Annotated in this window: 23 protein-coding genes and 1 tRNA gene; 16 read left to right on the top strand and 8 right to left on the bottom strand. The window is 60.8% G+C overall.

Annotated elements, in window-relative coordinates:
• The first annotated feature begins 132 nt into the window (after positions 1–132).
• Together GGD57_RS25585 and GGD57_RS25580 are read left to right on the top strand one after the other, a co-directional pair.
• A complete protein-coding gene (locus GGD57_RS25585) occupies positions 133–1,548 on the top strand; it encodes an oligosaccharide flippase family protein (RefSeq protein ID WP_184472999.1) in 1,416 nt (471 codons plus the stop codon).
• Positions 1,549–2,826, top strand: coding sequence for a GNAT family N-acetyltransferase (locus tag GGD57_RS25580; RefSeq protein WP_184472998.1), 1,278 nt, complete (start codon positions 1,549–1,551; stop codon positions 2,824–2,826).
• Positions 2,827–2,888: 62 nt separating this feature from the next.
• Here GGD57_RS25580 and GGD57_RS25575 read toward each other — a convergent pair whose 3' ends face one another.
• Entirely contained in the window at positions 2,889–4,520 is a 1,632-nt protein-coding gene (locus GGD57_RS25575) for an AMP-binding protein (protein ID WP_184472997.1), read from the bottom strand.
• A 228-nt stretch (positions 4,521–4,748) separates the two neighbouring features.
• On the opposite strand from GGD57_RS25575, the gene GGD57_RS25570 reads away from it, so the two are divergent.
• Positions 4,749–5,729 carry an aldo/keto reductase gene (locus GGD57_RS25570; RefSeq protein ID WP_184472996.1) on the top strand — a complete coding sequence of 327 codons (981 nt, stop codon included), beginning with the start codon at positions 4,749–4,751 and terminating at the stop codon, positions 5,727–5,729.
• Between the two features lie 60 nt (positions 5,730–5,789).
• Here GGD57_RS25570 and GGD57_RS25565 read toward each other — a convergent pair whose 3' ends face one another.
• Positions 5,790–6,368 carry a TetR/AcrR family transcriptional regulator gene (locus GGD57_RS25565; RefSeq protein ID WP_184472995.1) on the bottom strand — a complete coding sequence of 193 codons (579 nt, stop codon included), beginning with the start codon at positions 6,366–6,368 and terminating at the stop codon, positions 5,790–5,792.
• A 128-nt stretch (positions 6,369–6,496) separates the two neighbouring features.
• Between GGD57_RS25565 and GGD57_RS25560 the strand changes: the two genes are divergently transcribed.
• On the top strand, positions 6,497–7,792 hold the full coding sequence (locus GGD57_RS25560; protein WP_184472994.1) for an MFS transporter: 1,296 nt from the start codon (positions 6,497–6,499) through the stop codon (positions 7,790–7,792).
• A gap of 121 nt (positions 7,793–7,913) precedes the next feature.
• A tRNA-Leu gene (locus tag GGD57_RS25555) sits at positions 7,914–7,998 on the top strand.
• Positions 7,999–8,170: 172 nt separating this feature from the next.
• Here GGD57_RS25555 and GGD57_RS25550 read toward each other — a convergent pair.
• Entirely contained in the window at positions 8,171–8,458 is a 288-nt protein-coding gene (locus tag GGD57_RS25550; protein ID WP_085738536.1) for a hypothetical protein, read from the bottom strand.
• 782 nt (positions 8,459–9,240) lie between these two features.
• On the opposite strand from GGD57_RS25550, the gene GGD57_RS25540 reads away from it, so the two are divergent.
• Positions 9,241–12,195: an SIR2 family protein gene (locus GGD57_RS25540; protein ID WP_184472993.1), complete on the top strand. Its 2,955-nt coding sequence runs from the start codon at positions 9,241–9,243 to the stop codon at positions 12,193–12,195.
• Positions 12,196–12,304: 109 nt separating this feature from the next.
• Here the strand turns inward: GGD57_RS25540 and GGD57_RS25535 are convergent, their stop codons facing one another.
• Complete coding sequence (locus tag GGD57_RS25535) at positions 12,305–12,589, bottom strand: hypothetical protein (RefSeq protein WP_085738537.1); 285 nt, start codon at positions 12,587–12,589, stop codon at positions 12,305–12,307.
• Between the two features lie 213 nt (positions 12,590–12,802).
• Here GGD57_RS25535 and GGD57_RS25530 point away from each other — a divergent pair, with 213 nt between their 5' ends.
• Entirely contained in the window at positions 12,803–14,551 is a 1,749-nt protein-coding gene (locus GGD57_RS25530; RefSeq protein ID WP_184472992.1) for a cation:proton antiporter, read from the top strand.
• A 55-nt stretch (positions 14,552–14,606) separates the two neighbouring features.
• Here GGD57_RS25530 and GGD57_RS25525 read toward each other — a convergent pair whose 3' ends face one another.
• Positions 14,607–14,933 carry a hypothetical protein gene (locus GGD57_RS25525; protein WP_246713738.1) on the bottom strand — a complete coding sequence of 109 codons (327 nt, stop codon included), beginning with the start codon at positions 14,931–14,933 and terminating at the stop codon, positions 14,607–14,609.
• A 215-nt stretch (positions 14,934–15,148) separates the two neighbouring features.
• Here GGD57_RS25525 and GGD57_RS25520 point away from each other — a divergent pair, with 215 nt between their 5' ends.
• Positions 15,149–15,739, top strand: a complete 591-nt coding sequence (locus GGD57_RS25520) for a YqaA family protein (protein ID WP_184472991.1) — start codon at positions 15,149–15,151, stop codon at positions 15,737–15,739.
• A 23-nt stretch (positions 15,740–15,762) separates the two neighbouring features.
• The gene (locus GGD57_RS25515) at positions 15,763–16,278 is read left to right on the top strand and encodes a disulfide bond formation protein B (RefSeq protein WP_184472990.1); all 516 of its coding nucleotides are present in this window, start codon (positions 15,763–15,765) and stop codon (positions 16,276–16,278) included.
• Positions 16,279–16,335: 57 nt separating this feature from the next.
• On the opposite strand, the gene GGD57_RS25510 is transcribed toward GGD57_RS25515, so the two are convergent.
• The gene (locus GGD57_RS25510; protein WP_097537242.1) at positions 16,336–16,893 is read right to left on the bottom strand and encodes an HNH endonuclease; all 558 of its coding nucleotides are present in this window, start codon (positions 16,891–16,893) and stop codon (positions 16,336–16,338) included.
• Positions 16,894–17,004: 111 nt separating this feature from the next.
• Positions 17,005–17,697: a DNA-3-methyladenine glycosylase family protein gene (locus GGD57_RS25505; RefSeq protein ID WP_184472989.1), complete on the bottom strand. Its 693-nt coding sequence runs from the start codon at positions 17,695–17,697 to the stop codon at positions 17,005–17,007.
• Here GGD57_RS25505 and gluQRS point away from each other — a divergent pair.
• Positions 17,696–18,577 carry a tRNA glutamyl-Q(34) synthetase GluQRS gene (gene gluQRS / locus GGD57_RS25500; RefSeq protein ID WP_184472988.1) on the top strand — a complete coding sequence of 294 codons (882 nt, stop codon included), beginning with the start codon at positions 17,696–17,698 and terminating at the stop codon, positions 18,575–18,577. The genes GGD57_RS25505 and gluQRS overlap by 2 nt on opposite strands.
• Here the strand turns inward: gluQRS and GGD57_RS25495 are convergent.
• Positions 18,542–19,465, bottom strand: coding sequence for a YihY/virulence factor BrkB family protein (locus GGD57_RS25495; RefSeq protein WP_184472987.1), 924 nt, complete (start codon positions 19,463–19,465; stop codon positions 18,542–18,544). The genes gluQRS and GGD57_RS25495 overlap by 36 nt on opposite strands.
• 76 nt (positions 19,466–19,541) lie before the next feature.
• Here GGD57_RS25495 and GGD57_RS25490 point away from each other — a divergent pair, with 76 nt between their 5' ends.
• The 6 genes from GGD57_RS25490 to GGD57_RS25465 all read left to right on the top strand — a co-directional run bounded on the left by GGD57_RS25490 (position 19,542) and on the right by GGD57_RS25465 (position 24,249).
• The gene (locus GGD57_RS25490; protein WP_184472986.1) at positions 19,542–20,375 is read left to right on the top strand and encodes an SDR family oxidoreductase; all 834 of its coding nucleotides are present in this window, start codon (positions 19,542–19,544) and stop codon (positions 20,373–20,375) included.
• A 14-nt stretch (positions 20,376–20,389) separates the two neighbouring features.
• A complete protein-coding gene (locus tag GGD57_RS25485; RefSeq protein WP_010065544.1) occupies positions 20,390–20,593 on the top strand; it encodes a twin transmembrane helix small protein in 204 nt (67 codons plus the stop codon).
• A gap of 372 nt (positions 20,594–20,965) precedes the next feature.
• Positions 20,966–21,544 (top strand): cob(I)yrinic acid a,c-diamide adenosyltransferase, encoded by a 579-nt coding sequence (locus tag GGD57_RS25480; protein WP_184472985.1) that lies wholly within the window; start codon positions 20,966–20,968, stop codon positions 21,542–21,544.
• Between the two features lie 33 nt (positions 21,545–21,577).
• Entirely contained in the window at positions 21,578–22,366 is a 789-nt protein-coding gene (locus GGD57_RS25475; RefSeq protein WP_184472984.1) for a rhomboid family intramembrane serine protease, read from the top strand.
• 182 nt (positions 22,367–22,548) lie between these two features.
• The gene (locus GGD57_RS25470) at positions 22,549–23,298 is read left to right on the top strand and encodes an electron transfer flavoprotein subunit beta/FixA family protein (RefSeq protein ID WP_184472983.1); all 750 of its coding nucleotides are present in this window, start codon (positions 22,549–22,551) and stop codon (positions 23,296–23,298) included.
• A gap of 21 nt (positions 23,299–23,319) precedes the next feature.
• Positions 23,320–24,249 (top strand): electron transfer flavoprotein subunit alpha/FixB family protein, encoded by a 930-nt coding sequence (locus GGD57_RS25465; RefSeq protein ID WP_184472982.1) that lies wholly within the window; start codon positions 23,320–23,322, stop codon positions 24,247–24,249.
• Positions 24,250–24,285: the final 36 nt, after the last annotated feature.

Below are 24,285 nucleotides of genomic sequence, written 5' to 3'. Positions count from 1 at the left end.
TTTTTGCGGCACCATCGGAAAACCGGGATGTCGGCGTCGGGCAGCAGGCTCGATCCGGAACCGTTTCTTAACCCTGTTCTGTCAAGACTTCAGCGACGATTTGCCTGACCTTTAGAGTTTTGCGTGTTCATCATGGCAGTCATAGAAACAGCGGAGAAAATGCTGCCCGCGGGTCTGCGCCCGATCGGCAGCCGTACGCTGCGCATGCTTGCGGCCGTGCTCACCGAACGCGGTGAGAAGGCGGCCGCCCAGCGCATGGCGCTGACCGCTTTTGCGATCCGCATCCTCAGCGCGGCACTCGCCTTCGTCTCCCAGATCGTGCTTGCCCGGCTGATGGGCGAATATGAATACGGCATCTTCGTTTTCGTCTGGGTGCTGGTCGTCGTCTTCGGCGATCTCTCGTGCCTTGGGTTCCACACGGCAATCGTCCGTTTCCTGCCGCAATACCGGGCAGCGGGCGCCTTCGAGGAAATCCGCGGCCTGACCGGCACGGCGCGCATCTTCGCGCTGCTTTCCGGCACGGCGGTGCTCGCCGCCGGCATGCTCGGACTGCATTTCTTCGGCCATATGATCCAGGTCTATTATCTCGTCCCGATCTTCCTCGGCCTGCTCGCCATGCCGATGATCGCGCTCGGCGACATTCTGGAAGGCACGTCGCGGGCCAACCATTGGCCGGTCATGGCGCTGAGCCCCGTTTATATCGTCCGACCGATCCTCATCATCGCCTTCATGCTGATCGCCATTGCCGCCGGCGCCGAGCATACGGCCGTCACCGCCATGCAGGCAGCGCTCGCCGCGACCTTCGTCACCGCCCTTGGCCAGTATGCCGCAACGCTCTATCGCCTTCGACGGCATTATGACGAAGGCCCGCGCAAGGTCGATTTCCTCGCCTGGTTCAGCGTCGCCTTTCCGATTTTCCTGATCGAGGGCGTGAGCTTCCTGCTCACCAATTCCGATGTCGTCGTGGTCGGCATTTTCCTCGAGCCGCACGACGTCGCCATCTACTTCGCCGCCGCCAAGACGATGGCACTGGTGCATTTCATCAATTTCTCGGTCAAGGCAGCCTCCGGCCCGCGCTTTTCCTCGATCATCGCCGAAGGCGACCATGGCCAGCTCGCGACCGCCGCCATCGATGCCGCCCGCTGGACCTTCTGGCCGGCGCTCGCCGTCGGTCTTGCGGTGCTTGCCGCCGGACATCTTCTGCTGTCGCTGTTCGGCGGCGCCTTCACCTCGGGTTATCTGGTCATGGCGATCCTGCTTGCCGGCATCCTTGCCAAGGCGTTGGTCGGCCCGGCCGAAACGCTGCTGATGATGGCGGGCAAGCAGAACCTCTGCGTTGCGCTCTATGCCGGCGCCTTGGCCGCCAATGTCGGCCTCAACCTTGCTTTGATCCCGCATTACGGCATCGAAGGCACCGCGATTGCCACGGCCTCGGCCATGGCGGTCGAGGCAATCCTGCTGCATCTGGCCGTCCGCCGCACGCTCGACATCGTCCTTTTCGCCTTCGCCAGCCCCGCCGCCGCAACGCCAGAAATGAGAGTTCGATAGATGGTGCGTATTCCCCCCGTGACCGAAAGCACCGACAGCACCGCCAACCGCATGGTGCATGATCTGGCCGCGCTGAATTTCGAGGCGCCGCAGGCGGAAGCACGCGCCGAGATCGGCCGGCCGGGGCGCGAACTCTGCCTTTATCCCGGCAAGCTCGGCTATGAGCTTCAGGAAGAGCTCGACTTTCTCTCCAACCGGGCAATGGAGCCGAACGTCTTCTTTTCCGGCCGTTTCCTGGCACCCGCCATGCCCCGGCTCGAAGACCGGCAGGTGAACTTCGCCCTGATCCGCGACCACAATGCCGGCCGCAGCCGCATGCGCTTTCTGTTGCCGTTTTCGATCGACAAGCCGGGCTTTGCCGTCGGCCCGTCGATCATCCGCGGCTGGTCGAACAGCTTCGGCCCGCTCGGCACGCCGCTCGTCGATAGCGAAGATGCCGCCGAGACCCTCGACAATCTCTTCGAGGGACTGACGGCGCGCGATCTCAATCTGCCCGGCATCATGGTTCTGCCGGATCTCAGGCTGAACGGCATCTTCGTGCGCATGGTCAAGGCCGTGGCGCTCAGCCGCAATCTCCCCGTCACTGTCACCAATCCCTATTTGCGCCCGATGCTGCAGAGCGACGAAGAGGCGCCGGCCTATCTCAGCCGCACCATCTCCTCCTCGCATATGCGCGAGATGCGCCGCCAGTGGCGTCTGCTGGAGGAACAGGGAACGGCGGTCTATGCCGTCGCCCGCCAGCCGCGCGAAATCCATGTCCGCTTCGAGGAATTCCTGGCGATGGAAGCCGGCGGCTGGAAGGGCAAGCGGCGAAGCGCTCTCGTCACCGATCGCTATCATACGGCCTTCGCCCGCGAGGCGGTGTCGAACCTTGCCGCCGTCGATGCCGTGCGCGTTCACACGATCGATCTCAACGGCAAGGCGATCGCCGCCATCGTCGTGCTGATGATGGGCGGTGAGGCCTATACCTGGAAGACCGCCTATGACGAGAACTATGCCCGCTATTCGCCGGGCAAGCTGTTGATGAGCGAACTCACCGAATGGCATCTCGACGACGCCAATATCGTCCGCTCCGATTCCTGCGCCGTCTCCGACCACCCGATCATGAGCCGCTTCTGGCAGGAGCGCGAGGAAATGGGAACACTGGTGATCGGCCTGACGCAGAACAGCGACCGCGACATGCGCCAGGTCACAGCCCAGCTCCATATGTACCGCAGCACCCGCAACATGGCGAAGATGCTGCGCGAAAAGATCATGTCGCTGGCCGGCCGGAGCTGACACCTTTTGTTTTTATGCATATCGTTCTCCCGGAACCGCTGCACACTTCCGGGCGATGTGCATTAACCTTCGGCGGCCGCTTTCTCACGCAGCAGCCGGCGGATCACCTTGCCGGTGGTGGTCAGCGGCAGGGCCTCGATGAATTCCACCTCGCGCGGATATTCGTGCATCGAAAGCCGCGTCTTCACCCATTCCCTGATGTCGGCCGCCAGCGCCTCGCTTGGATGATGGCCGGGCGACAGCACGATATAGGCTTTGACGATTTCGGTGCGCACCGCATCCGGCTTGCCGACGGCGGCGGCAAGCTGCACGGCGGGATGGCCGATCAGGCAATCCTCGATCTCGGCAGGGCCGATACGATACCCGGATGAGGTGATCACGTCGTCGTCGCGGCCTTCGAAGGTGACATAGCCCTCGTCATCCTGCCGGCCGATATCGCCGGTGAGCATCCAGCCCTTGACGAATTTTTTCTCGGTCGCCGCCGCATCGTTCCAATAGCCGAGGAACATGACGGGATCGGGACTGGCGATGGCGATCTGGCCCGGCTCACCGGCCGGCAACTCGTCACCCGCATCATTGACGATCGCAACACAATGCCCAGGCACCGCCCGCCCTATCGCGCCCGCCTTGGTCACAGCATAGGCGGCGCTCGAAGCGAGCACGAAATTGCACTCCGTCTGACCGTAGAATTCATTGACGGTGATGCCGAGCGCGCGCCGCGCCCATTCATAGGTCTCCCGGCCGAGCGCCTCGCCGGCCGATCCGATGGTACGCAGCACCAGGTCATATTTCGAGCGCGGATCGGAAACGGCGCGCATCAGCCGCAATGCCGTCGGCGGAATGAAGGCGTTGCGCACCCTCATCTCCGCCATGATGCGGTAGGCCATGTCGGCATCGAATTTCTGTGCCGGCGACGAGACGACGGGAACGCCGAGCAGCAGGCTCGGCAGCAGCGCGTTGAGCAGCCCTCCCGCCCAGGCCCAGTCGGACGGCGTCCAGACCTTGTCGCCGGCCCGCGGAAAACCCTCATGGGCGAACTGCATGCCGGGGATATGCCCGGGCAGGACGCGGTGGCCATGCAGGGCACCCTTGGGCGGCCCCGTCGTTCCCGACGTGAAGATCATCAGCGCCGGATCGTCCGGGCCGGTCCTGGCAACCTCGAACACAGGGGAATGGCCGTCGACCAGCTCGCCGAAGGCGGCCGCATCGGCACTCACCCCGTCGATGCTGACGATATGTTTCAGCATCGGCAGCCGATCACGGATCTGCCGGATGCGCTCGAGACCGAAGCCATTGGTGACGATCGCCGCCACGCCTGCCGCCTTCAGCCGGTATTCCAACGCCTCGACGCCGAAGAGCAGCGCCAGCGGCAGCGCGATCGCGCCGGTCTTGTAGATCGCCACATGCGCGATCACCGTCTCGAAGGATTGCGGCAGGAGCAGCGCGACGCGATCGCCGCGTTTGATATCAAGCGAGACGAGCGCATTGGCGAAGGCCGAGGAACGGTCGGCGAGCACGCGATAGGTCATTGCCCGGTGATCGCCGTCCGGGCTGAAATGTTCGAGGCAGACGCGTTCGGGCGCCCGGGCCGCCCAGTCGTCGCTGACGGCACGGCCGATATTGAAATCTTCGGGAATCCGCCACGAGAAATCGCGATAGAGATCGTCGTAGCGATCATGAGGCGGCAGTATCATAGGCGAAATCCGGTGAATGTTGCACCAGCTAACACCTTATGCTGCAAATGCGCAAGCGGACGGACCGGCGGTGGCAGGCGCGGCTGAAAAGCCATCACGCATTCTTGTGCGCGGGCCGGAACGAATTCTTCGACGGACGCCCTGCGACTTTGCCGGTTTCCGCACTAGATCATGAAAAGCCGCCGGGGGCATCGAATTGGATCGTCGAATTCATCACGGAGTCGTTTCATGGAATATGCGAAATTTGGAAAGACCGGGCTGGAAGTCTCGAAAATCTGCCTGGGCTGCATGACCTTCGGCGATCCCGGCCGCGGCAATCACGCCTGGAGCCTGCGGGAGGAAGAAAGCCGGGCGATGATCCGGCAGGCGATCGACCTCGGCATCAATTTCCTCGACACCGCCAACACCTATTCCAACGGCTCTTCGGAAGAGATCGTCGGCCGCGCCATAAAGGACTTCGCCAAGCGCGAGGACATCGTGCTCGCGACCAAGGTGTTCAACCGCATGCGGCCTGGCCCGAACGGCGCCGGCCTGTCGCGCAAGGCGATCTTCGATGAGATCGACAACAGCCTGCGCCGCCTCGGCACCGATTACGTCGACCTCTACCAGATCCACCGTTTCGATTACACGACGCCGATCGAGGAAACGCTGGAAGCACTGCACGACGTCGTCAAATCGGGCAAGGCGCGGTATATCGGCGCTTCCTCCATGTATGCTTGGCAGTTCGCCAAGGCGCTCTACATCTCCAGGCTGAACGGCTGGACCGAATTCGTCAGCATGCAGGACCACCTGAACCTGCTCTACCGCGAGGAAGAGCGCGAAATGCTGCCGCTCTGCGAGGACCAGAAAATCGCCGTCATCCCCTGGAGCCCGCTGGCCCGTGGCCGCCTGACCCGCGACTGGGACGAGGCGACGGCACGCAGCGAGACCGACGAATTCGGCAAGACGCTCTATAACAAGTCCATCGATGCCGACCGCAGGATCGTCGAAACTGTGGCGGAGATCGCCAAAGCCCGCGGCATCTCCCGCGCCCAGATCGCCACCGCCTGGATCCTGCAGAAAAGCGCCGTGACCGCCCCGATCATCGGCGCTTCCAAGCCGAACCACCTTGGCGACGCCGTTGCCGCACTCTCCGTCAAGCTCACCGCCGAGGAAATCGCCGCGCTGGAAGCGCCCTACGTCCCGCACGCCATTGCCGGCTTCAAGTAGGCACGTTCCCATCTTCACCGACAGGCGGAGAGGGGATCGAATGTCCTTGCGAGCCTGAGATTATGCCCGGCTGCCGGGATCGAGCTGCCGGCGCATTGTCACCAGAAACTGCTCGGCAAGCGCCCTGTCTTCGACCGCGCGGGCGAGAATGACGGCGCCCATCATCGATGACAGCGTCGTCGCGGCATTGGCGCGGCGCTCCTCTTCGCTCTCGCCGGGAACGATATCGGCGAGTGTGTCGACCAGCACCGACAGCCCATCGCTGAACACGGCCCGAACGGCGCCGCGGCTGCGGCTCACCTCCTGGATCAGCGTGGCGAAAACGCAGCTGCCGCCCGGATCGTCGACCGTGCGCCAGTGGATATAATGATCGAGAAGTGCCGCCAGCGGCCGCTCCGGCTCCTCCGCAATATGCTCCTTCCAGCGCGTCTCGACCTTCTCAATGAGATTACGGCTGACCTCGAGCGCCAGATCGTCCTTCGAGCCGAAATGGCCGTAGAAGCCGCCATGCGTCAGCCCCGCCGCCTTCATGATGTCGGCGACGCCGACCCCGTCGAAGCCGTTCTCACGGAAGAGCACGCCGGCAACGCTCAGGATTTTCTCTCGGTTTTCGGCAAATTTTTCGCGGCTGACCCGCATTTTCATCTCCAGAAATAGTCGCTTGACAAAATATATGACGTCCATCATGAATAAGCAACAAATATGATGACCATCATGTAAATCAGGCCTCTATTCTCCCGAACCCGAATCCAACGGAATTTCGCCCCATGGTCTCCACAGCCCTTGCTTCTACCCTTGCCCGGCGCAACATCCACTACGGCTGGGTCGTCGTTGCCGCGACCTTCCTCACCATGCTGGTGACAGCAGGCGCCATGGGCGCACCCGGCGTGCTCATCAAGCCGCTGCAGGACGAGTTCGGCTGGGAGACCTCGCAGATCTCCTCGGCGCTGGCGATCCGCCTGATTCTGTTCGGCTTCATGGGTCCCTTCGCAGCCGCCTTCATGAATTATTTCGGCGTGCGCAAGGTCATCGTCTTCGCGCTCGCCCTGATCGGCGCCGGCTTCGTCGGCTCGCTGTTCATGACCAAGCTTTGGCATCTGCTGGCGCTCTGGGGCATCGTCGTCGGTTTCGGCACCGGCCTGACGGCCATGGTGCTGGCGGCGACGGTCTCCACCCGCTGGTTCACCAAGCATCGGGGCCTCGTCGTCGGCATGCTTTCGGCAAGCTCCGCCACCGGCCAGCTGGTCTTTCTGCCGCTGATGGCCGAGTTGACGGAGCGCTACGGCTGGCGATCGACGGTGTTTTTCGTCTGCGCCATGATCATGGTCGCAGCTTTTGCCGTCCTTGCCTTCATGCGGGATCGCCCGGCCGACCTCAACCTGCCCTCGCTCGGCGAAACCGATGTAACGCCGCCGCCGGCAAGCACCTCTCTCGGCACCGCGCTGATGACGCCGATCACCGTGCTCAGGGAAATCTCGAAGACTTCGACCTTCTGGATCCTGTTTGCCACGTTCTTCATCTGCGGCCTCAGCACCAACGGCCTGATCCAGACCCATTTCGTCACCCTCTGCGGCGATTTCGGCATCGTGCCGGTGGCCGCCGCCAGCGTGCTGGCCGTCATGGGCATCTTCGATTTCTTCGGCACCATCGGCTCCGGCTGGCTGTCCGACCGCTTCGACAATCGCTGGCTGCTGTTCTTCTATTACGGCTTTCGCGGCCTCTCGCTGCTCTACCTGCCCTTCAGCGATTTCAGCTTTTACGGCCTTTCCATCTTCGCCATCTTCTACGGCCTCGACTGGATCGCCACCGTGCCGCCGACCGTCAAGATCGCCGCCGACCGCTTCGGCCGTGAAAAGGCCGGCCTCGTCTTCGGCTGGGTCTTTGCCGGCCATCAGCTGGGCGCCGCCACCGCCGCCTATGGCGCCGGCCTCTCGCGCACCGAGCTTTCGAGCTACCTGCCTGCCTTCTTCGTCGCCGGCGCCTTCTGCCTGCTGGCCTCGATCCTGGCGATCACCCTGAAGAAATCCGGCCTGAGCGCCCCGGCGCCTGCCGGCGCCCATTGATATCGGACAGCCTCCGGCCTCGAAACGAGGCCGGATCTCTCTACCGGATCAGTCCGATAACTTCGCTTGCCCGTCTTGCATCTGCGGCCGCCCGCATGTTAGACAGCCGCCCGTATCCGTTGCCCCATTGGCGGAATTGGTAGACGCGCTCGACTCAAAATCGAGTTTCGAAAGAAGTGCTGGTTCGACCCCGGCATGGGGCACCAGCCTACGCTCTATGAGCTTCGGCTTGTCGCGCCGCAGTTCCGTCAGGAACGAAGGCGGACTGGTTCGATCATGCTCCCGATAGCAGCACCATCATCCCGAATACAATCGCGTCGCGCCTCCGCATCATCAAGCTGACGCGGAAGCACGCAACGAATTCGCATTCAGCCGAAACTACTTGTTCTTCAACAGCCACATCTTGCCGGCCATGGTGATGCCGTAGACGTCTTTCGCGCCGTCGTCATCCAGGTGCCGCCGCTCGAGGAAACCCGGCTCCTTCAGCTCGCCCAGCGTCTTGGCAGTGACCGATTTGATTTTCTGCGGCCGTTCTTTCCAACGGTCGTTCTTTGCATAAGTCACTGTCGCGTTCTGATGCGTCCATTTATTGGCTGGCTGAGGGTAAAGGTCTCCATCCCTGGCGAGTTTCAGTGCGGCGATCTGGGACGGCGTAAGTTCAATCATCGTGGAAAATCCTGTGCAGGCGGTATTTGCGCTGGGAGTGCGCTTCTACCAAAGGCGTGCTCATAACACCGACGGACGACTTTCACCACTGTATTGAGAGATTGGCGCAGGAAAGGCGAAACCCGGCTCTTGGGAACCGGGCTTCGTCTTTCGTGCATGTCCGGTTAATCGCAACGGCGAACCGTCCTGGTGACTTCGCCTTCGTCGGTCTGGCGGGTGACGCTTCTGGTTTCGCAGCCGCTGTCGCGATAGCGCCGGTGCTCACGTTCGCGCACCGCACCGACAGTGACGCCACGCTCGCTGACGGTGATGCCGGGCCGGACCCGCTCATGACGATTATCGTGATGAGCGCCGACTTATATGCTGGTCGGGAAGCGCCAGCGCTACAAACGTTGATTATCGGATCCGGGCTGGCAACGCAAAGTCTACAGTTGACTTCGTCTGCAACCCCACAATAGTGCGACAGGCAGGGGATGAATCAGTATGAATGACGATAAAAAAATAAGTATTCTTCAGGGTGCCCTGAAATCCCGCCGACTCGTGGTTGTTCTCGGAACAGGTGTTAGCCTAGCTCTGACGGATGCAACCGAGAAGGCGTTGTCCTGGAAAGGATTGATCCGAATGCATACGAGTATTCCGTAAAAAAAGGCATTCTGACGAGCGAGCAGCAAGCTCGATGGTTTGGACAAATTCATTCCGACGATATCGACGAATTAGTTGGAGCCGCCGAATTTGTTGGAAGAAAGCTGGACGCACCTTACAGTAACACCTACGCGAGGTGGATGCAGGATACGTTCTCGCATATCGCACCAATTAAGAATCGGATGTTTGAAGCACTGAGCATCATCGGAGGGAGTGGAGCGAAAATTTGCACGCTGAATTACGATACATTGGCGGAGCAAGTCACAGGCAAGCGCAGTTTCTTATTGGAACGGAAGAATGATCTCGCCTCATTTGTTACGGAATCATCTCCTGCCATAATGCACCTGCATGGGTGTTGGGAGGAGCCTTCGTCGTGCATCCTAGGGATAAGAGATTATCAAAAAGCAATTGGGAGCGATGTCCGCGACCTTTTTCAACGGCATATGGGGGCATTCAACAACCTGCTCTTCATAGGGTGCGGGGACACTTTCGAAGATCCGAATTTCTCGAATCTAATTGGGTGGCTGCGCACCAATCTTTCAGATGTAGGCGCTAGACATTTTGCTCTCGTTTCCTCAACTGAAGCACTCATGCGCGACACCGATCCTAGGTGGCGCGACTTCGTTGATCCGCTATCTTATGGCGACCACTATTCCGACCTTCCAGACTTTCTAATCAAGTTGTTCGGCGTTGGCTTAGAAAGCCAAGCGGTTATGGCACCGCTGATTAATCACGACACTCAAGCACAGCTTGTAATAAGCGAGTATCTATCTAGCCTCATTAAAGATTGTGGGCAGATGACGCTGGAAGGCATCAGAGCCGACAACGAAACCGCACAGCGCAAATTTGACTTAGAGCGGCTTTTTGTACCACTCGATGTGGATCCGATTCCGCCTGATATCTCACCAAACGATCCTGATCGTGAGGCCAAACTAAACAAATGGCATCGAGAACACGAAACCACAGCCTTCGGCGAAGCTTTTGACATCTCGCCGAAGATGGCAATTCTTGCATTGCCTGGAGGAGGTAAGACTTTCCTCCTAAAGAGGTTAGCGGTGGCCTATGCCGACGCTAAAAGACGAGGTAGCAGCGACGACCATCTTCCTGAACTTGATTTACTTCCTGTTTTGATTAGATGCCGAGAATGGCGCCATTTCATCGATAAACCAATTTTAAGTTTACTTCAGCATATCGACGAGATTACAGGAAATTTGAAGCTTCGCGGCTTGAGAGACGCGTTGCTACCGCATTTCGAGAAGGGAAATGTTCTTCTATTGGTGGATGGCCTCGATGAAATTCACGATGACGGCCTCAGATTAACATTCACAGAGAACCTTGAGAAGTTTGTCGAGACTTACCCAAACGTGAGACTCGTCGTAACTAGCAGAGAAGCGAGCTTCAGCTTGGTGGCACCGTCCATCTCGCGGTTTTGTACGAAATGGCGAATAGCCCCTCTTCAGCCAGATACCATAAAATTACTATCGAGTTACTGGCATGTAATAATGGTAGCAAATCGCGCAGATGCTGAAACAGAAGCTGCTCAGATTTCCCAACAAATCTTGCACACGGATGCGCTACGTCGCCTTGCCGAAAATCCCTTACTGCTCACAATGCTGCTGGTTGTAAAACATAGCAACGGCCGACTTCCGCCTGATAAAGTTAGTCTTTACGATAGAGCGGTCGATGTCCTCCTGGACACCTGGAACATTAAAGGCCATCAAGCGCTAAATGTAAAAGAATCTGTACCGCAACTGGCTGCGATCGCCTTTGATTTAATGCTTGAAGGACGTCAGACTGCTACATTTCGCGAGTTGGCGACAATTCTTGATGCTGCGAGGGAGGAGTTCCCACATCTCAAGCGAATAGCGAAGGATGACGCTACCACTTTCTTGGAGAGGGTAGAATTACGGTCGAGCCTTCTAGTCGAAGCTGGGCACCAGCTTCAAGGCAGCAAACCTGTTCCCTTCTATCAGTTCCGACATTTGACGTTTCAGGAATACCTCGCTGCAATTGCCGCAGTTGATGGACACTACCTTGGATACAAGACCGGAGACAATTTACTTACGCCCCTTCGGAAGCGCCTATTCACCAAGGAATGGAAAGAGGTAATTCCGATGGCGGCTGTGCTTGCCGGCAAGAGCGCTGAGCCACTGATGGAAGCAATTGTAGCAGGTGCCAACACGATAAAGAAGCGATTGCTTGAATCTAGGTCATTTCCCGAATTTCAAAAGTGGAAGGACGGGGAGAAGCTACCGGACACCATCTCGCTGCTATGCGAATGCCTCGCTGAAGGAGCTCAAGCATCCAATGGTGTGCTTGCAGAGGCGGTTGATATCCTCGCCCATTTCGCTCGCGGCTGCAGAACAAATAACGGCTGGAGCGCTCTCGCAAGAGGACCTTATGGTGATGAGTTGAGAGACAGAGCATGGGAGCTATATGTAGGTAGGAAAGTTTGGAAAGAATGCTGGATACGGAACACTTACGGCTTCCTCTCCTATCTCGCTCATGATCGGGAATACTGGTCTAAGGGCCGAGGGCACGAAGTTCTAACTCAGTTGCTTTCGAGCGAGAATGAGCGGGAGGTAGTCACCGGGCTCCTGATAATCTGCTGTTCTCATTGGGCCGATCAGCACATTGAATATCGAATCACCGATTTCATTGATGTTATAGAAGCACGTTTATTCAGCGAGCACCCACAGGTCATAGAAGCAGCGTGCTGGGCTTGGGGATGGGTGATCGCAAGGCTTCCCGAAGTAAAGTATGACACCCGTATACTTCAGCGGCTTTTGGACTTATGGACTCAAGAAAATCACCAAGAAATGGCCAGTTTTGCCCTGTCACGCATTAACGCAAACAGGAATAGTTGGCGACCAACACTAAGCAAGGAACTTGTTTCTCTAATAACTGCCGGCCTAGATAGGCGTCGCCCGTCGCTAGACAATCGAGATCGATTGAATGAATATGAAGCAGCTTTAGCAGTTGCCTTTTATTCTCGGCATTTTTCAGACAAAAAAATCGTGTCCGCTTTGAAAAAGTCGCCACAACGCCAGTACAACCTGCCCTGGAAGACCCAGTTTGGATTTGACGCAGACTGATTGTGAATGATTAACGGTGGATTTGTCGACTTAACCGTCAACAAAGCACCATATTGACAGACGAAACCCGGCTCTTGGGAACCGGGCTTCGTCTTTCGTGCATGTCCGGTTAATCGCAACGGCGAACCGTCCTGGTGACTTCGCCTTCGTCGGTCTGCCGGGTGACGCTTCTGGTTTCGCAGCCGCTGTCGCGATAGCGGCGGTGCTCACGTTCGCGCACCGCACCGAAAGTGACGCCACGCTCGCTGATGGTAATGCCGGGCCGAACCCGCTCGTGACGATAACCATCGTCATAGGAACGTTCCCTGACATAGACGCTGTCGGCCAGAGCAGGCGCTGCAAACGAGCAGGCGGCAAGGGCCGCCACAGTACAGTTGAGGATGATCTTCCGCATGTCGTTTCTCCTTTCTTGATGAAAGGGCAACGACAAAAGACCCAACTGGTTCCAACAGCGCCGAGCGCCCGGTCACTTGGCAGGCGACGGCAGACTATAGCTGCGTCTCACCGGCAGGACGCGGAACGACTAAGCGCTCGCCATCCAAATCACCTGTTTAATTTTGCGCGCGCTTCGTCCAAAGTGACCGCCGCTAAAGAAGAGAGGCCGGACGTGCATCAGGAAGTAGGACTCATCGCGACGGTTGCCGTCAGTTTCGTTTTCGCGGCGATTCTCGGCTATGGCGCCGATCGGCTCCGGCTGCCCCCGCTCGTCGGCTATCTCTTGGCCGGCATCCTGATGGGGCCGTTCACGCCGGGCTTCGTCGCCGATACCGCTCTTGCCGGCCAGCTCGCCGAAATGGGCGTCATCCTTCTGATGTTCGGCGTCGGCCTGCATTTTTCCGCTTCCGATCTGCTTGCCGTGCGCGGCATCGCCGTGCCGGGCGCGATCGGACGGATCATTCTCGCCACCCTGTTGGGCATCGGCCTTTGCAAACTCTCGGGTTGGAGCCTCGGCGCCGGCATCGTCCTCGGCCTCAGCCTGTCGGTCGCCAGCACCGTGGTTCTCCTGAAGGCGCTGGAGGAGCGCAATCTCGTCAACGCTCCGAGCGGACGTGTTGCAGTCGGCTGGCTGATCGTCGAGGATCTGGTGATGGTGTTGGCGCTGGTGCTGCTGCCGGCGCTCGCCGAGCTTCTGGGCGGCAACGCTGCCGCGACAACCAACCACGGCCTCGGCGAGCTGCCGCTGGTGCTGACGATCGGCCTGACGCTGTTGAAGGTGGCGGCTTTCGCCGCCATGGCGATCTTCCTCGGTCCCCGCATCGTGCCCTGGCTGCTGACGATGATCGCCCGCACCGGCTCGCGGGAGTTGTTCACGTTGACGGTCCTGGCAATCGCGCTCGGCATCGCCTTCGGCTCGGCGGCGATCTTCGGCGTTTCCTTTGCGCTCGGCGCTTTTTTTGCCGGCGTCGTCATGAGCGAATCCCAGCTCAGCCACCGGGCGGCGGCCGATTCGCTGCCGCTGCAGAACGCCTTCTCTGTGCTGTTCTTCGTCTCCGTCGGCATGCTCTTCGACCCGTCGATCCTGGTGCGCCAGCCGCTGGCGGTGATCGGCGCGCTGGCGCTCGTCATCCTCGGCAAGGGCATCATCACCTTCGCGCTCGTCATATTGCTGCGATATCCGATCGGCCTGGGGCTGACATTGGCCGGCGGCCTTGCCCAGATCGGCGAATTTTCCTTCATCCTCGCCGGCCTCGGCGTGTCGCTCGGGCTGCTGCCGCATGAGGGCCAGGATCTGATCCTGGCCGCCGCCATCCTGTCGATCACGCTGAACCCGATCGTCATTCTCGCGACCGACGGATTGAAAAAATACGCCCATTCGACATGGCCCTCGCTCTTCGAAAACTACGGCAGAAAGAGGCAGAAGACGCTCGGCAAGGAACTGGAAAAGATCAGGGCGCTCGGCGAGGAACGCGAGCGCCAGCATCAGTTGAAGATGCAGCAGCTGATCGAAACCTTCCCGCTGTTCTCTCAGGTCAGCGAGGACGCGCAGGAGGAGCTGCTGCTGCTCTTCAAGGCAAATTCCGCCCCTCCTGGCGAACGCGTCATTCGCCGCGGCGACCGCGGCGACAGCATGTACTTCATCTCGTCGGGAGCGGTGGAGGTGCGGCTTGCGAGCGGCGCGATCCGCCTGGAGCCGGGCGCCTTCTTCGGCGAAATGGCGCTTCTCACCGGCGGACGGCGCACCGCCGACGTCATCGCCGTCGATTTCTGCCAGTTCGAGGTGCTCGAGCGGCGCGACTTCAACATGTTCATGTCACACCATCCCAATCTGCGCGCCGCCGTCAGCGAGATGGCCCAGAAGCGCACGGAGATGAACGTCCTGCGTCAGCAGTGGGAAAAGTCGATGGATCTGTCCTGAATCGCAAATCGCAGGTGGAATAATCCCCTGCGGCAAAACCGGCTGGCTGAAAATCTCAGCGCGCCGGCCAATAGCCGTCGGAGCGGAAATCCTCGGGGATCGGGTCGAGCCGCGACAAGGCTTCCGCGGCGAAATCGATCTGCAGCGACAAGTGCTTGAGAGCCGCCAGCATCGGCATGCCGGTCGCAAACTCCCGGATACGCTGCAGATGACAGCCGCTTTCGCTGAGCCGCCGCGCCGCTTCTCGGCGCACGTCGTCGGGGCTCGGCCTGCCGCCCGCTTCGGCCTGGACATTCATTGGCACGGCCCGCCCCAGCCCGCCTTCGATCACTTTGAACATTCTTTTGCCACCCTGCACGTCGACCCAATTCAGCTGGAGCATGGCCTCGTCCGAAAACCGCCCACACTTTTCGGCATCATGCTCTGCAGCCTGCCGCAGAATGACCGATTCGCCATCCCGTGAAATCTTGGGAGAGGCGTCGCCCCCTCGCATCACGAAAATTTTTGGATGGCGGTGGCACGAAGGACACGGGCGAGCATTTACAGCGCCGCCCACGGCCCCTAAAGCTTTTTGCACCGCAACAGGAAGGAAACGGAATGCTCCGCAGACTTTACGACTGGACCATGTCTCTGGCCGCGCGCAAATCGGCCGAAGTCTGGCTCGCCGTCATCGCCTTCGTCGAAAGCTCCGTCTTTCTCGTCCCCGCCGATGTGCTCTTCCTGCCGATGGCGCTTGCCAAGCCGGAACGCTCCTATCGCTACGCGCTGATTGCGACCGTCGCCTCCGTGCTCGGCGGCATCGCCGGCTGGGCGCTCGGCTTTTACGCCTATGAGACGGTGGCGCGGCCGGTTCTCGAATTCTACGGCAAGCTCGAAGCCTTCGAGCAGATGAAGGCCTACGTCACCTACGAATGGATCCTGCTGCTGCTGGTCACCTCGGGTCTCGCACATCTGCCGCCGATCAAGATCGTCACCATCCTGTCCGGCGTCATCCACGTCAATCTCGGGCTTTTCATCGTCTCGGCGATCGTCGCGCGCGGTGCGCGTTTCCTGTTTCTCGCCTGGCTGCTGCGCCGCTACGGTGAGCCGATCCGGGATTTCGTCGAGAAGCGCCTCGGCCAGCTCGTCGGCATCGGCGCCGGCGCCGCGATCCTGCTATACGTCGGCTACCGCTCTTTCGCTCATTAGGCCCACCTTCGCGGAGTTCCGCCATGACTGCCACTTCTTCGCCGTTTGCCCGCCCCGGCTTTGTCTATTCCATACTGCTCGCCATCGGCATGGCGGCGGCGGTCGGCACGGCGCTCGGTTTCCAATATATCGGCGGCTATATTCCCTGCGCGCTCTGCCTGCTGCAGCGCCAGCCTTATTATTACGCCATCCCGATCGCCATCCTCGCCGCCATCTCCGAGCTCGTCGGCCTGCCGAACTGGATCACCCGCGCGCTCATTCTCGCCGCCGGCATCCTGATGCTGGTCACGGCGGGCATGGGCGTCTATCACGCCGGCGTCGAATGGCATTTCTGGCCGGGGCCTGCCACCTGCTCGACGACGGCAAACAGCATGACGAGCAATGCCGGCGATCTGCTCACCGAGCTCAATACGATCAAGGGCCCGTCCTGCACCGATGCGGCGCTCCGGGTGCTCGGCCTGTCTTTTGCAGGCTGGAACGTGATCGCGGGAATTCTGCTTGCAGCCTTCGCCTTCGTCGGCGTCCGCAAATCGGCTTAAGCCTGTCGCGCAAACTGTGCGGCGAGCGAGAAGACCGCGACGCGCTTCAGGCTGCGATCAGGGCTGCAGTTCGGTATCCCAGTAGAGATAGTCGAGCCAGCTGTCGTGCAGATAGTTCGGCGGGAACAGCCGGCCGTTATTGTGCAGATCCTGCACCGTCGGCTGATAGGGCTTCTGCGATGGGAACATGCTTGCCTGCTTGGGAAGCTTGCTGCCCTTGCGCAGATTGCAGGGCGAACAGGCTGCCACGACATTCTCCCAGGTCGTCTCGCCGCCATGGGCGCGCGGGATGACGTGGTCGAAGGTCAGGTCGTCATGGGCGCCGCAATACTGGCATTCGAACCGGTCGCGCAGGAAGACGTTGAACCGGGTGAAAGCCGGATTGCGGGACGGCTGAACGTAAGTCTTCAGGCACACGACGCTCGGAAGCCGCATCGAGAAGCTCGGTGAGGAAACCGAATGCTCATATTCTGCGATGATGTTCACACGGTCGAGAAATACCGCCTTGATCGCGTCCTGCCAGGACCACAGCGACAAGGGGTAATAACTCAGCGGCCGGTAGTCAGCGTTCAGAACGAGCGCTGGCAGGGCCTGGGGGGAGACTGCAATCGTCAAGGGACTCTCCTGATCGATTCGGCATCTGCACCTGTATATTAGGCCGGTTGTTACAGGATTGTGAAGTCCAATAAATTCAGAGGATAAAGGCAATTTGAAGAGTGATGCCGATCAGGCCGTCGGCACCATGTCGCGGCGCGTTTTCGCGGCGTAATAGGCCCAGAAAAGCCGTGCGGCCACGGAGCGCCACGGCGACCAGGCTTGCGCAAGCGCGGCAAGCGCCTTTGCCTGCGGCCGTGCCGCGAGACCGAATGCCGCACCGACGGCATTCTGCAGCGCGACATCGCCGGCCGGAAAGACATCGGCATGGCCGCCGCAAAACATCAGATAGACCTCCGCCGTCCACGGACCGACGCCCTTGAGCGCCGTCAGCTCGCCAAGCGCTTCTTCAGGCGGCTTCAGGCAGAGCCCGGAAAGATCGAGGCGGCCGGAGGCAACGGCCTCGGCGATCCGCGCGAGCGTCTCGGCCTTGGCCCGCGACAGCCCGAATTCCCGCCAGGCCTCCGAATGAAGCAGCACGTAGCCTTCGGCGGTCAGAAGGCCGTCCGCCGGCAGCATCCGCCGCCAGATCGCCTCGGCGCTGGCGCGCGATACCATCTGCGAGACGATGATATGGGCAAGGCCGGCAAAACCGGGTTCGCGCAGCCGCAACGGAAGCGGCCCGATATCCCTGGCGATCGGCGCAAGGCTCGGATCGATGCCAAGCAGCGCCTCCAGCCCCCGACTGACATCGTCGTCGTTGCGGATGATCTGCACATTGCCTCCCAGTGGTTCGAAACTCAAATCCGTGGCAGAAGAAAGCATGATCACGAGTGAGCGTCAAAAACCTGTATTTCGTTTTGCGCCGAGCCCGAACGGACAGTTGCATCTCGGCCATGCCCTCTCGGCCCTCCTGAACCATGACATGGCGGAAGCCGCGCATGGCCGCCTGCTGCTGCGCATCGAGGATATCGACCAGACGCGCTGCACACCCGAATTCGAAGCCGGCATCCTCAGGGATCTCGACTGGCTGGGGATTGATTGGGAAAGTCCGGTACGGCGCCAGTCGGAACATTTTCCCGAATATCAGGCGGCGCTGCATGCGCTGATCGAGCGCGGCCTGGTCTATCCGGCCTTCCTGACCCGCGGCGAGGTGAAGGCGCGCGTCGCCGCCTATGAGGCGGCCGGTGCCTCCTGGCCGCGCGATCCCGACGGCACGCCGCATTATCCCGCCAACGATCGCGAGCGCCCGGAAGAGGAATGGCGGGAGATGCTGGCCTCGGGGAAGAAACATGCCTGGCGGCTCGATATGCGCAAGGCGCTGGACCTGATCGGTGAACTGCTGTTCTGGACGGAAACCGGCGACGGCAGATCGGGCGAGATCGCCGCCGAGCCCGAAGTCTGGGGCGATGTCATCCTGTCGCGCTCGGACGCCCCGTCGAGCTATCATCTGTCGGTGGTCGTCGACGATGCGCTGCAGGGTGTCAGCCATGTCGTGCGCGGCTTCGATCTCTTCCCGGCGACATCGGTGCACCGGCTGCTGCAGGTGCTGCTCGACCTGCCGCAGCCCCTCTATCACCATCACCGTCTCATTCTCGATGCGAGCGGCCGCAAGCTTTCGAAGAGCGAAGGCGACAGCGGGCTTGGGGAACTGCGCGCCCGCGGCCTGTCAGGGGCCGATATTCGCCGTCTTGTCGGGCTTTGACCGCCGTTCGACACGCTGCCTGCCGACGATCGACAGCGTGTGGGAGAACATCCTGAAGACGCGGAATTTGATCAGCGCCGCATTGATCTCCGCGCCGATGATGAAGATGACGCCGACCATGTAGAGGAAGATCAGCACGATCATGACGGAGGCGAGACCGGCATAGGTGGCGGTATAATTGGCGAAGGTCGCCAGATAATAGGCAAAGATCAGCGCCCCGGCCAGCCAGAGAAGCAGCGTCAGCAGCACGCCCGGAATGACATCGAAGACCCGCCGCTTGCCGGCCGGCAGCCACAGATGCACGACCAGCAGCCCGACGGTCAGAACGACCAGCGTGCCGTAGATGCGCCAGCTGAAGACGACGTCGAGCGTATCGGCAAACAGCGGAAGCCACTTCCTGGCATAATCGAGCGCCAGCGGCACGGCCACCAGCAGGATGCTGATCGCCGCAAAGATGATGACCGCGATCAGCACGTAGCCGAGGCTGGCGAGGCGGGTGAAATACCACGGCCGCGTCTCCTGCACCCGGTAGGCGCGATTGAGCGAGATGCGCAGCGCCTCGACGCCGTTCGAGGCGAAATAGGCGGCCGCCAGCACCGAGATCGTCAGCAGCCCGCCGCGCTGAATGGTCAGCACCTGCAGCACCTGGTCGGCGAGCGGCTTGGCGATCGCCTCCGGCCAGGTGTCGAAGATCAGGTGGATGGCGGTCGAGGAGAATTGATCGGCGCCGAGAAAGCTGGCGAGTGCCGTGCCGAAGATCAGGAAGGGGAAAACTGCAAGCAGGCTCGACAGCGCCACGTGGCTCGCCATGGCGAAACCGTCATCCTCGATCATATGACAGATCGCGTCGTAGACCACGTCGTAGATCGTGCGCAGCACCTTCGGCATTCCGTCTCCGGCTTTCCAGATTGTATCCTCTGGCCGAATATGGGAAACGAGTCCCAGTTTGTACAGGAATCATTCCATGGCGGGAGAGCGCACCATCGTCGTCACCGGATGCTCGTCCGGGATCGGCGCTCATTGCGCCCGGGCACTGAAAGCCGATGGCTGGCGCGTCTTCGCGACGGTGCGCAAAACCGAGGATCTGGCGAGCCTGGAAGCTGACGGCATCGAAGCCTTCCTGATGGACTATGCCAGGACCGAGACGATTTCCGAACTGGTCGACAGCGTCATGAAACGCAGCGGCGGCCGCATCGACGCGCTCTTCAACAACGGCGCCTACGGCCAGCCGGGCGCCGTCGAGGATCTTTCGACATCGGCGCTGCGCGCCCAGTTCGAGGCGAATTTCTTCGGCTGGCACGAACTGACGCGGCAGGTGATTCCGGCGATGCGCAAACGCGGACAGGGACGGATCGTGCAATGCTCGTCGATCCTCGGCGTCGTGCCCTATCGCTACCGCGGCGCCTATACCGCTTCCAAATTCGCGCTCGAAGGCCTCAGCATCACTCTGCGCATGGAGCTGCAGGGCAGCGGCATCCATGTGAGCCTGATCGAGCCGGGGCCGATCGCCACGCGTTTCACCGCCAATGCGCTCGCCAAGATCAGGGAGCATATCGATGTCGACAATTCACCGCACGCCGCCGACTATGTCAGGCAACTGGCAAGGCTCGACGGATCGGGGCCGGTCAACCGCCACAAGCTTGGCCCGGAGGCGGTCTATTCCGTCTTGAAACACGCATTGAACTCTAAAAATCCAAAACCACATTATCCTGTAACGACGCCGGCTAAACAGGGCATGGTCCTGAAGCGGCTGCTTCCGGCAGACCTCTTCTACCGCCTGATGCGCTGGACGGACTGAGAAAGCTGAATGCCATGTCCACGGTCACCTATATCCTTGCGATCATCGTCATGGGCGCCGTCGCCCTCGTCCTGATCCGCGGCCTCTTCAACATGATGAAGGGCGGCGACGCCAACCGTTCCAACAAGCTGATGCAGCTTCGCGTCCTGCTGCAGGCCATCGCCGTCATCCTGATCATGGTGACGCTCTGGCTGACCGGCGGCGGCCGGCCGACCTGAGATGACCAATGGAGTGGGGATTTCGATGATGGGCGCAGACAGGAATGATGGCGGAGAGGTGAGCGCCGGCTTGAGGAACCATCTCGACGCGGTGTGCGTCAGTATACCGGAGAGAGCTTGGCAAGACGGCCAACCCCGCTCTCCGTCATCCTCGGGCTTGACCCGAGGATCCATGCCCGCTGCGGGTGGATGCGGTGCGGATGCTCGGGTCAAGCCCGAGCATGACGGAGGTTGGGGCGGGTCGAAGGAGCCACTCATCGCGCAGACAGTGTCAGCGGCACCATCCGCGAGCGCAGCAAACCCCGGGCTGAACCGACTTGATGAGGGGAAACCGTGTGATGCAAACGCCCTCCCCTCAACAGGCGGTGCAACATGGTGAAACTCAACAAAATCTACACCAAAACCGGCGATGACGGCACGACCGGGTTGGTGTCCGGCCCGCGCCGGACAAAGGACGATCTGCGCGTCGAAGCCTATGGCACGATCGACGAGGCCAATTCCGCGATCGGCCTGGCGCGGCTGCACACATCAGCCTTGCCCGAACTCGACGCCATGCTGATGTCGATCCAGAACGACCTTTTCGATCTCGGCGCCGATCTCGCCACACCGGATACCGGCGAGACGCCGGCCTATGAACCGCTGCGGATCGTCGAGACCCAGGTCGACCGCGTCGAGCGCGATATCGATCAGTTGAACGCCGGTCTCGATCCGCTGAAATCCTTCATCCTCCCGGGCGGCAGCCCCGCTGCCGCACATCTGCATCTTGCCCGCACGATTGCCCGGCGCGCCGAACGTCTGATGGTGGCGCTTGCCCGCACAGATGGCGAAATCGTCAGCGAGCCGGCCAGGAAATACGTCAACCGGCTCTCGGATTTCCTCTTCGTCGCGGCGCGCCATGCAAATGACCGGGGCCAAGCAGATGTGCTTTGGGTTCCCGGAAAAAACAGATAGGTTCGCCGCGACGACGATCGCCGGGGGGCCTTTATGTTCATACCACTTCACGACGCCAATACGCTGAAACATATCAAGGTTCAGTGGGTGACGCTCTCGCTGATCGCGCTGAATGTCGCAATCTGGCTATTCACCAGCCTGGAGAGCGAGCAGGCAGCCCAGGCGACAACAGTCGGGCTCGGTTACATCCCGGCCATCGTCTTCGGCGATGCGGTGCTGGCGCCGGGGCTCGAAATCGTGCCGGAACCGCTGACTTATCTCACCTATGCCTTCGTTCACGCCGGCTTCTGGCATCTCGCCGGCAACATGATCTTCCTCTGGGTCTTCGGCGACAATGTCGAGGATGCGATGGGGCATCTGCGCTTCCTGATGTTCTATCTCGCCTGCGCAGCCGCCGGCGCGCTCTGCCACGGCCTGCTCGGCATGACGTCGCAAGCGCCGCTGGTCGGCGCATCGGGAGCGGTCTCCGGCGTGGTTGCCGCCTATGTCATGCTGCATCCGCGCGTCAGGGTTTGGGTGCTGGTGTTCTTCCGTGTGCCGCTGCCCCTGCCGGCTTTCGTACCGCTGCTTCTGTGGATCGGGCAGCAGTTCTTCATGCTGGCGATCACACCCGAAAGCGACGTTTCCTGGGGCGCGCATGTCGGCGGCATCATTGCCGGGGCTCTTTTAATCCTCGTCTTGCGCCGGCCCGGCGTGCCGCTCTTCGACCGGGAGATCGTCACACCGCGGGCCGTGAGAAACAGTCCCGGCGCCGTTCCGACCATCGCCGCCGGAACCGGCGGACGGATAGCGCAGCGCTTTCCCTGGGGCCGGCGCTCATAGCGACATTGACGTGAACGTAAACGTTAATATATTGCGGGTCAAATCGCCTGCCTGCGTCATGCAAGCGTTGAAATTGGAGGAAAAACGCGTATCCATGTCGCCATTCGACAATCGGAGCAGCGCCTGAGCGCGCATTTTCTAGAAAAGCCTCTGAAGCCAGTTTTCCCTGAAGGAAGGACCCCATGAAGATTCTCGTCCCAGTCAAACGGGTTGTCGACTACAACGTGAAAATCCGGGTTCGTCCGGACGGCACGGGTGTCGAGCTAGCCAATGTGAAGATGTCGATGAACCCGTTCGACGAGATCTCGGTGGAAGAAGCGCTACGGCTGAAGGAGGCCGGCAAGGCCGAGGAAGTCGTGGTGGTGTCGATCGGCCCTGCCAAGGCCGAGGAGACGCTGAGGACCGCACTTGCCATGGGCGCCGACCGGGCGATCCTGGTCGAAACCGAGGATCAGGTCGAGCCGCTCGCCGTTGCCAAGATCCTCAAGGGCGTGGCCGATGCCGAACAGCCTGGCCTTGTCATCGTCGGCAAGCAGGCGATCGACGACGATTCGAACCAGACCGGCCAGATGCTGGCGGCCCTCCTGGGTTCGGCCCAGGCGACCTTCGCTTCGAAGATCGAAATCGGTGACGGCAAAGCAACTGTGACCCGCGAAGTCGATGGCGGTCTGCAGACCATCGAAATCAAGCTGCCGGCGGTAATCACCTCGGATCTCAGATTGAACGAACCGCGTTATGCCTCGCTGCCGAACATCATGAAGGCGAAGAAGAAGCCGCTCGACAAGAAGAGCCCGGCCGATTTCGGCGTCGATACCACACCGCGGCTGAAGGTGCTGAAGACCGAGGAGCCGAGTGGCCGCAAGGCCGGCGTCAGGGTCAAGTCGGTCGCCGAACTCGTCGACAAGCTGAAGAACGAAGCCGGCGTGCTCTAAGGTTCGAAAGGAATTATCACCATGACCATTCTTCTTCTGGCCGATCACGACAATTCGAGCCTTTCCGACCAGACCGCCAAGGCGCTGACCGCAGCAAGCCAGATCGGCTCCGAAGTTCATGTGCTGGTTGCCGGCAAGGGCGCCAAGGCTGCGGCCGATGCGGCCGCCAAACTCGCCGGCGTCTCCAAGGTGCTCTTGGCCGAAAGCGACGCACTCGCCAACAATCTGGCCGAGCCGCTGGCCGAGCTGATCGTCTCGCTTGCTGCCGGTTACGACACGATCATCTCGGCCGCCACCTCGGTCGGCAAGAACGTGCTGCCGCGCGTCGCAGCCCTGCTCGACGTCGCCCAGGTCTCCGAGATCATCGAAGTCGTCTCAGCCGATACCTTCAAGCGGCCGATCTATGCCGGCAATGCCATCCAGACGGTGCAGGCAAGCGATGCCAAGAAGGTCATCACCGTGCGCACCGCCTCGTTTGCCTCGGCATCTGAAGGCGGCTCTGCCTCCGTCGAGGCGATCACTGCCGCTTCCGATCCGGGCCTGTCGACGTTCGTCAAGGATGCGCTGTCGGCTTCCGACCGTCCGGAACTGACCTCTGCCAAGATCATCCTCTCGGGCGGCCGGGCGCTGGGCTCGGCGGAGAAGTTCCGCGAAGTCATCCTGCCGCTTGCCGACAAGCTCGGTGCTGCCGTCGGCGCCTCCCGCGCGGCCGTCGATGCCGGTTATGCGCCGAACGACTGGCAGGTCGGCCAGACCGGCAAGGTGGTGGCGCCGCAGCTTTATATCGCCGCCGGCATCTCAGGCGCCATCCAGCATCTGGCCGGCATGAAGGATTCGAAGGTAATCGTCGCCATCAACAAGGACGAGGAGGCGCCGATTTTCCAGGTCGCCGACTATGGCCTGGTCGCCGATCTCTTCGAAGCCCTGCCGGAATTGCAGAAGGCGCTCTAAGCGCGCCAAATGCTTTTCTTTCGCACTTGCGAATGA

This window comes from Rhizobium esperanzae (genome assembly GCF_014197615.1).
Lineage (GTDB): Bacteria > Pseudomonadota > Alphaproteobacteria > Rhizobiales > Rhizobiaceae > Rhizobium > Rhizobium esperanzae_A.
Note: the sequence above shows the minus strand (reverse complement) of the source record. Positions and strands in the feature narration are given on the sequence as shown.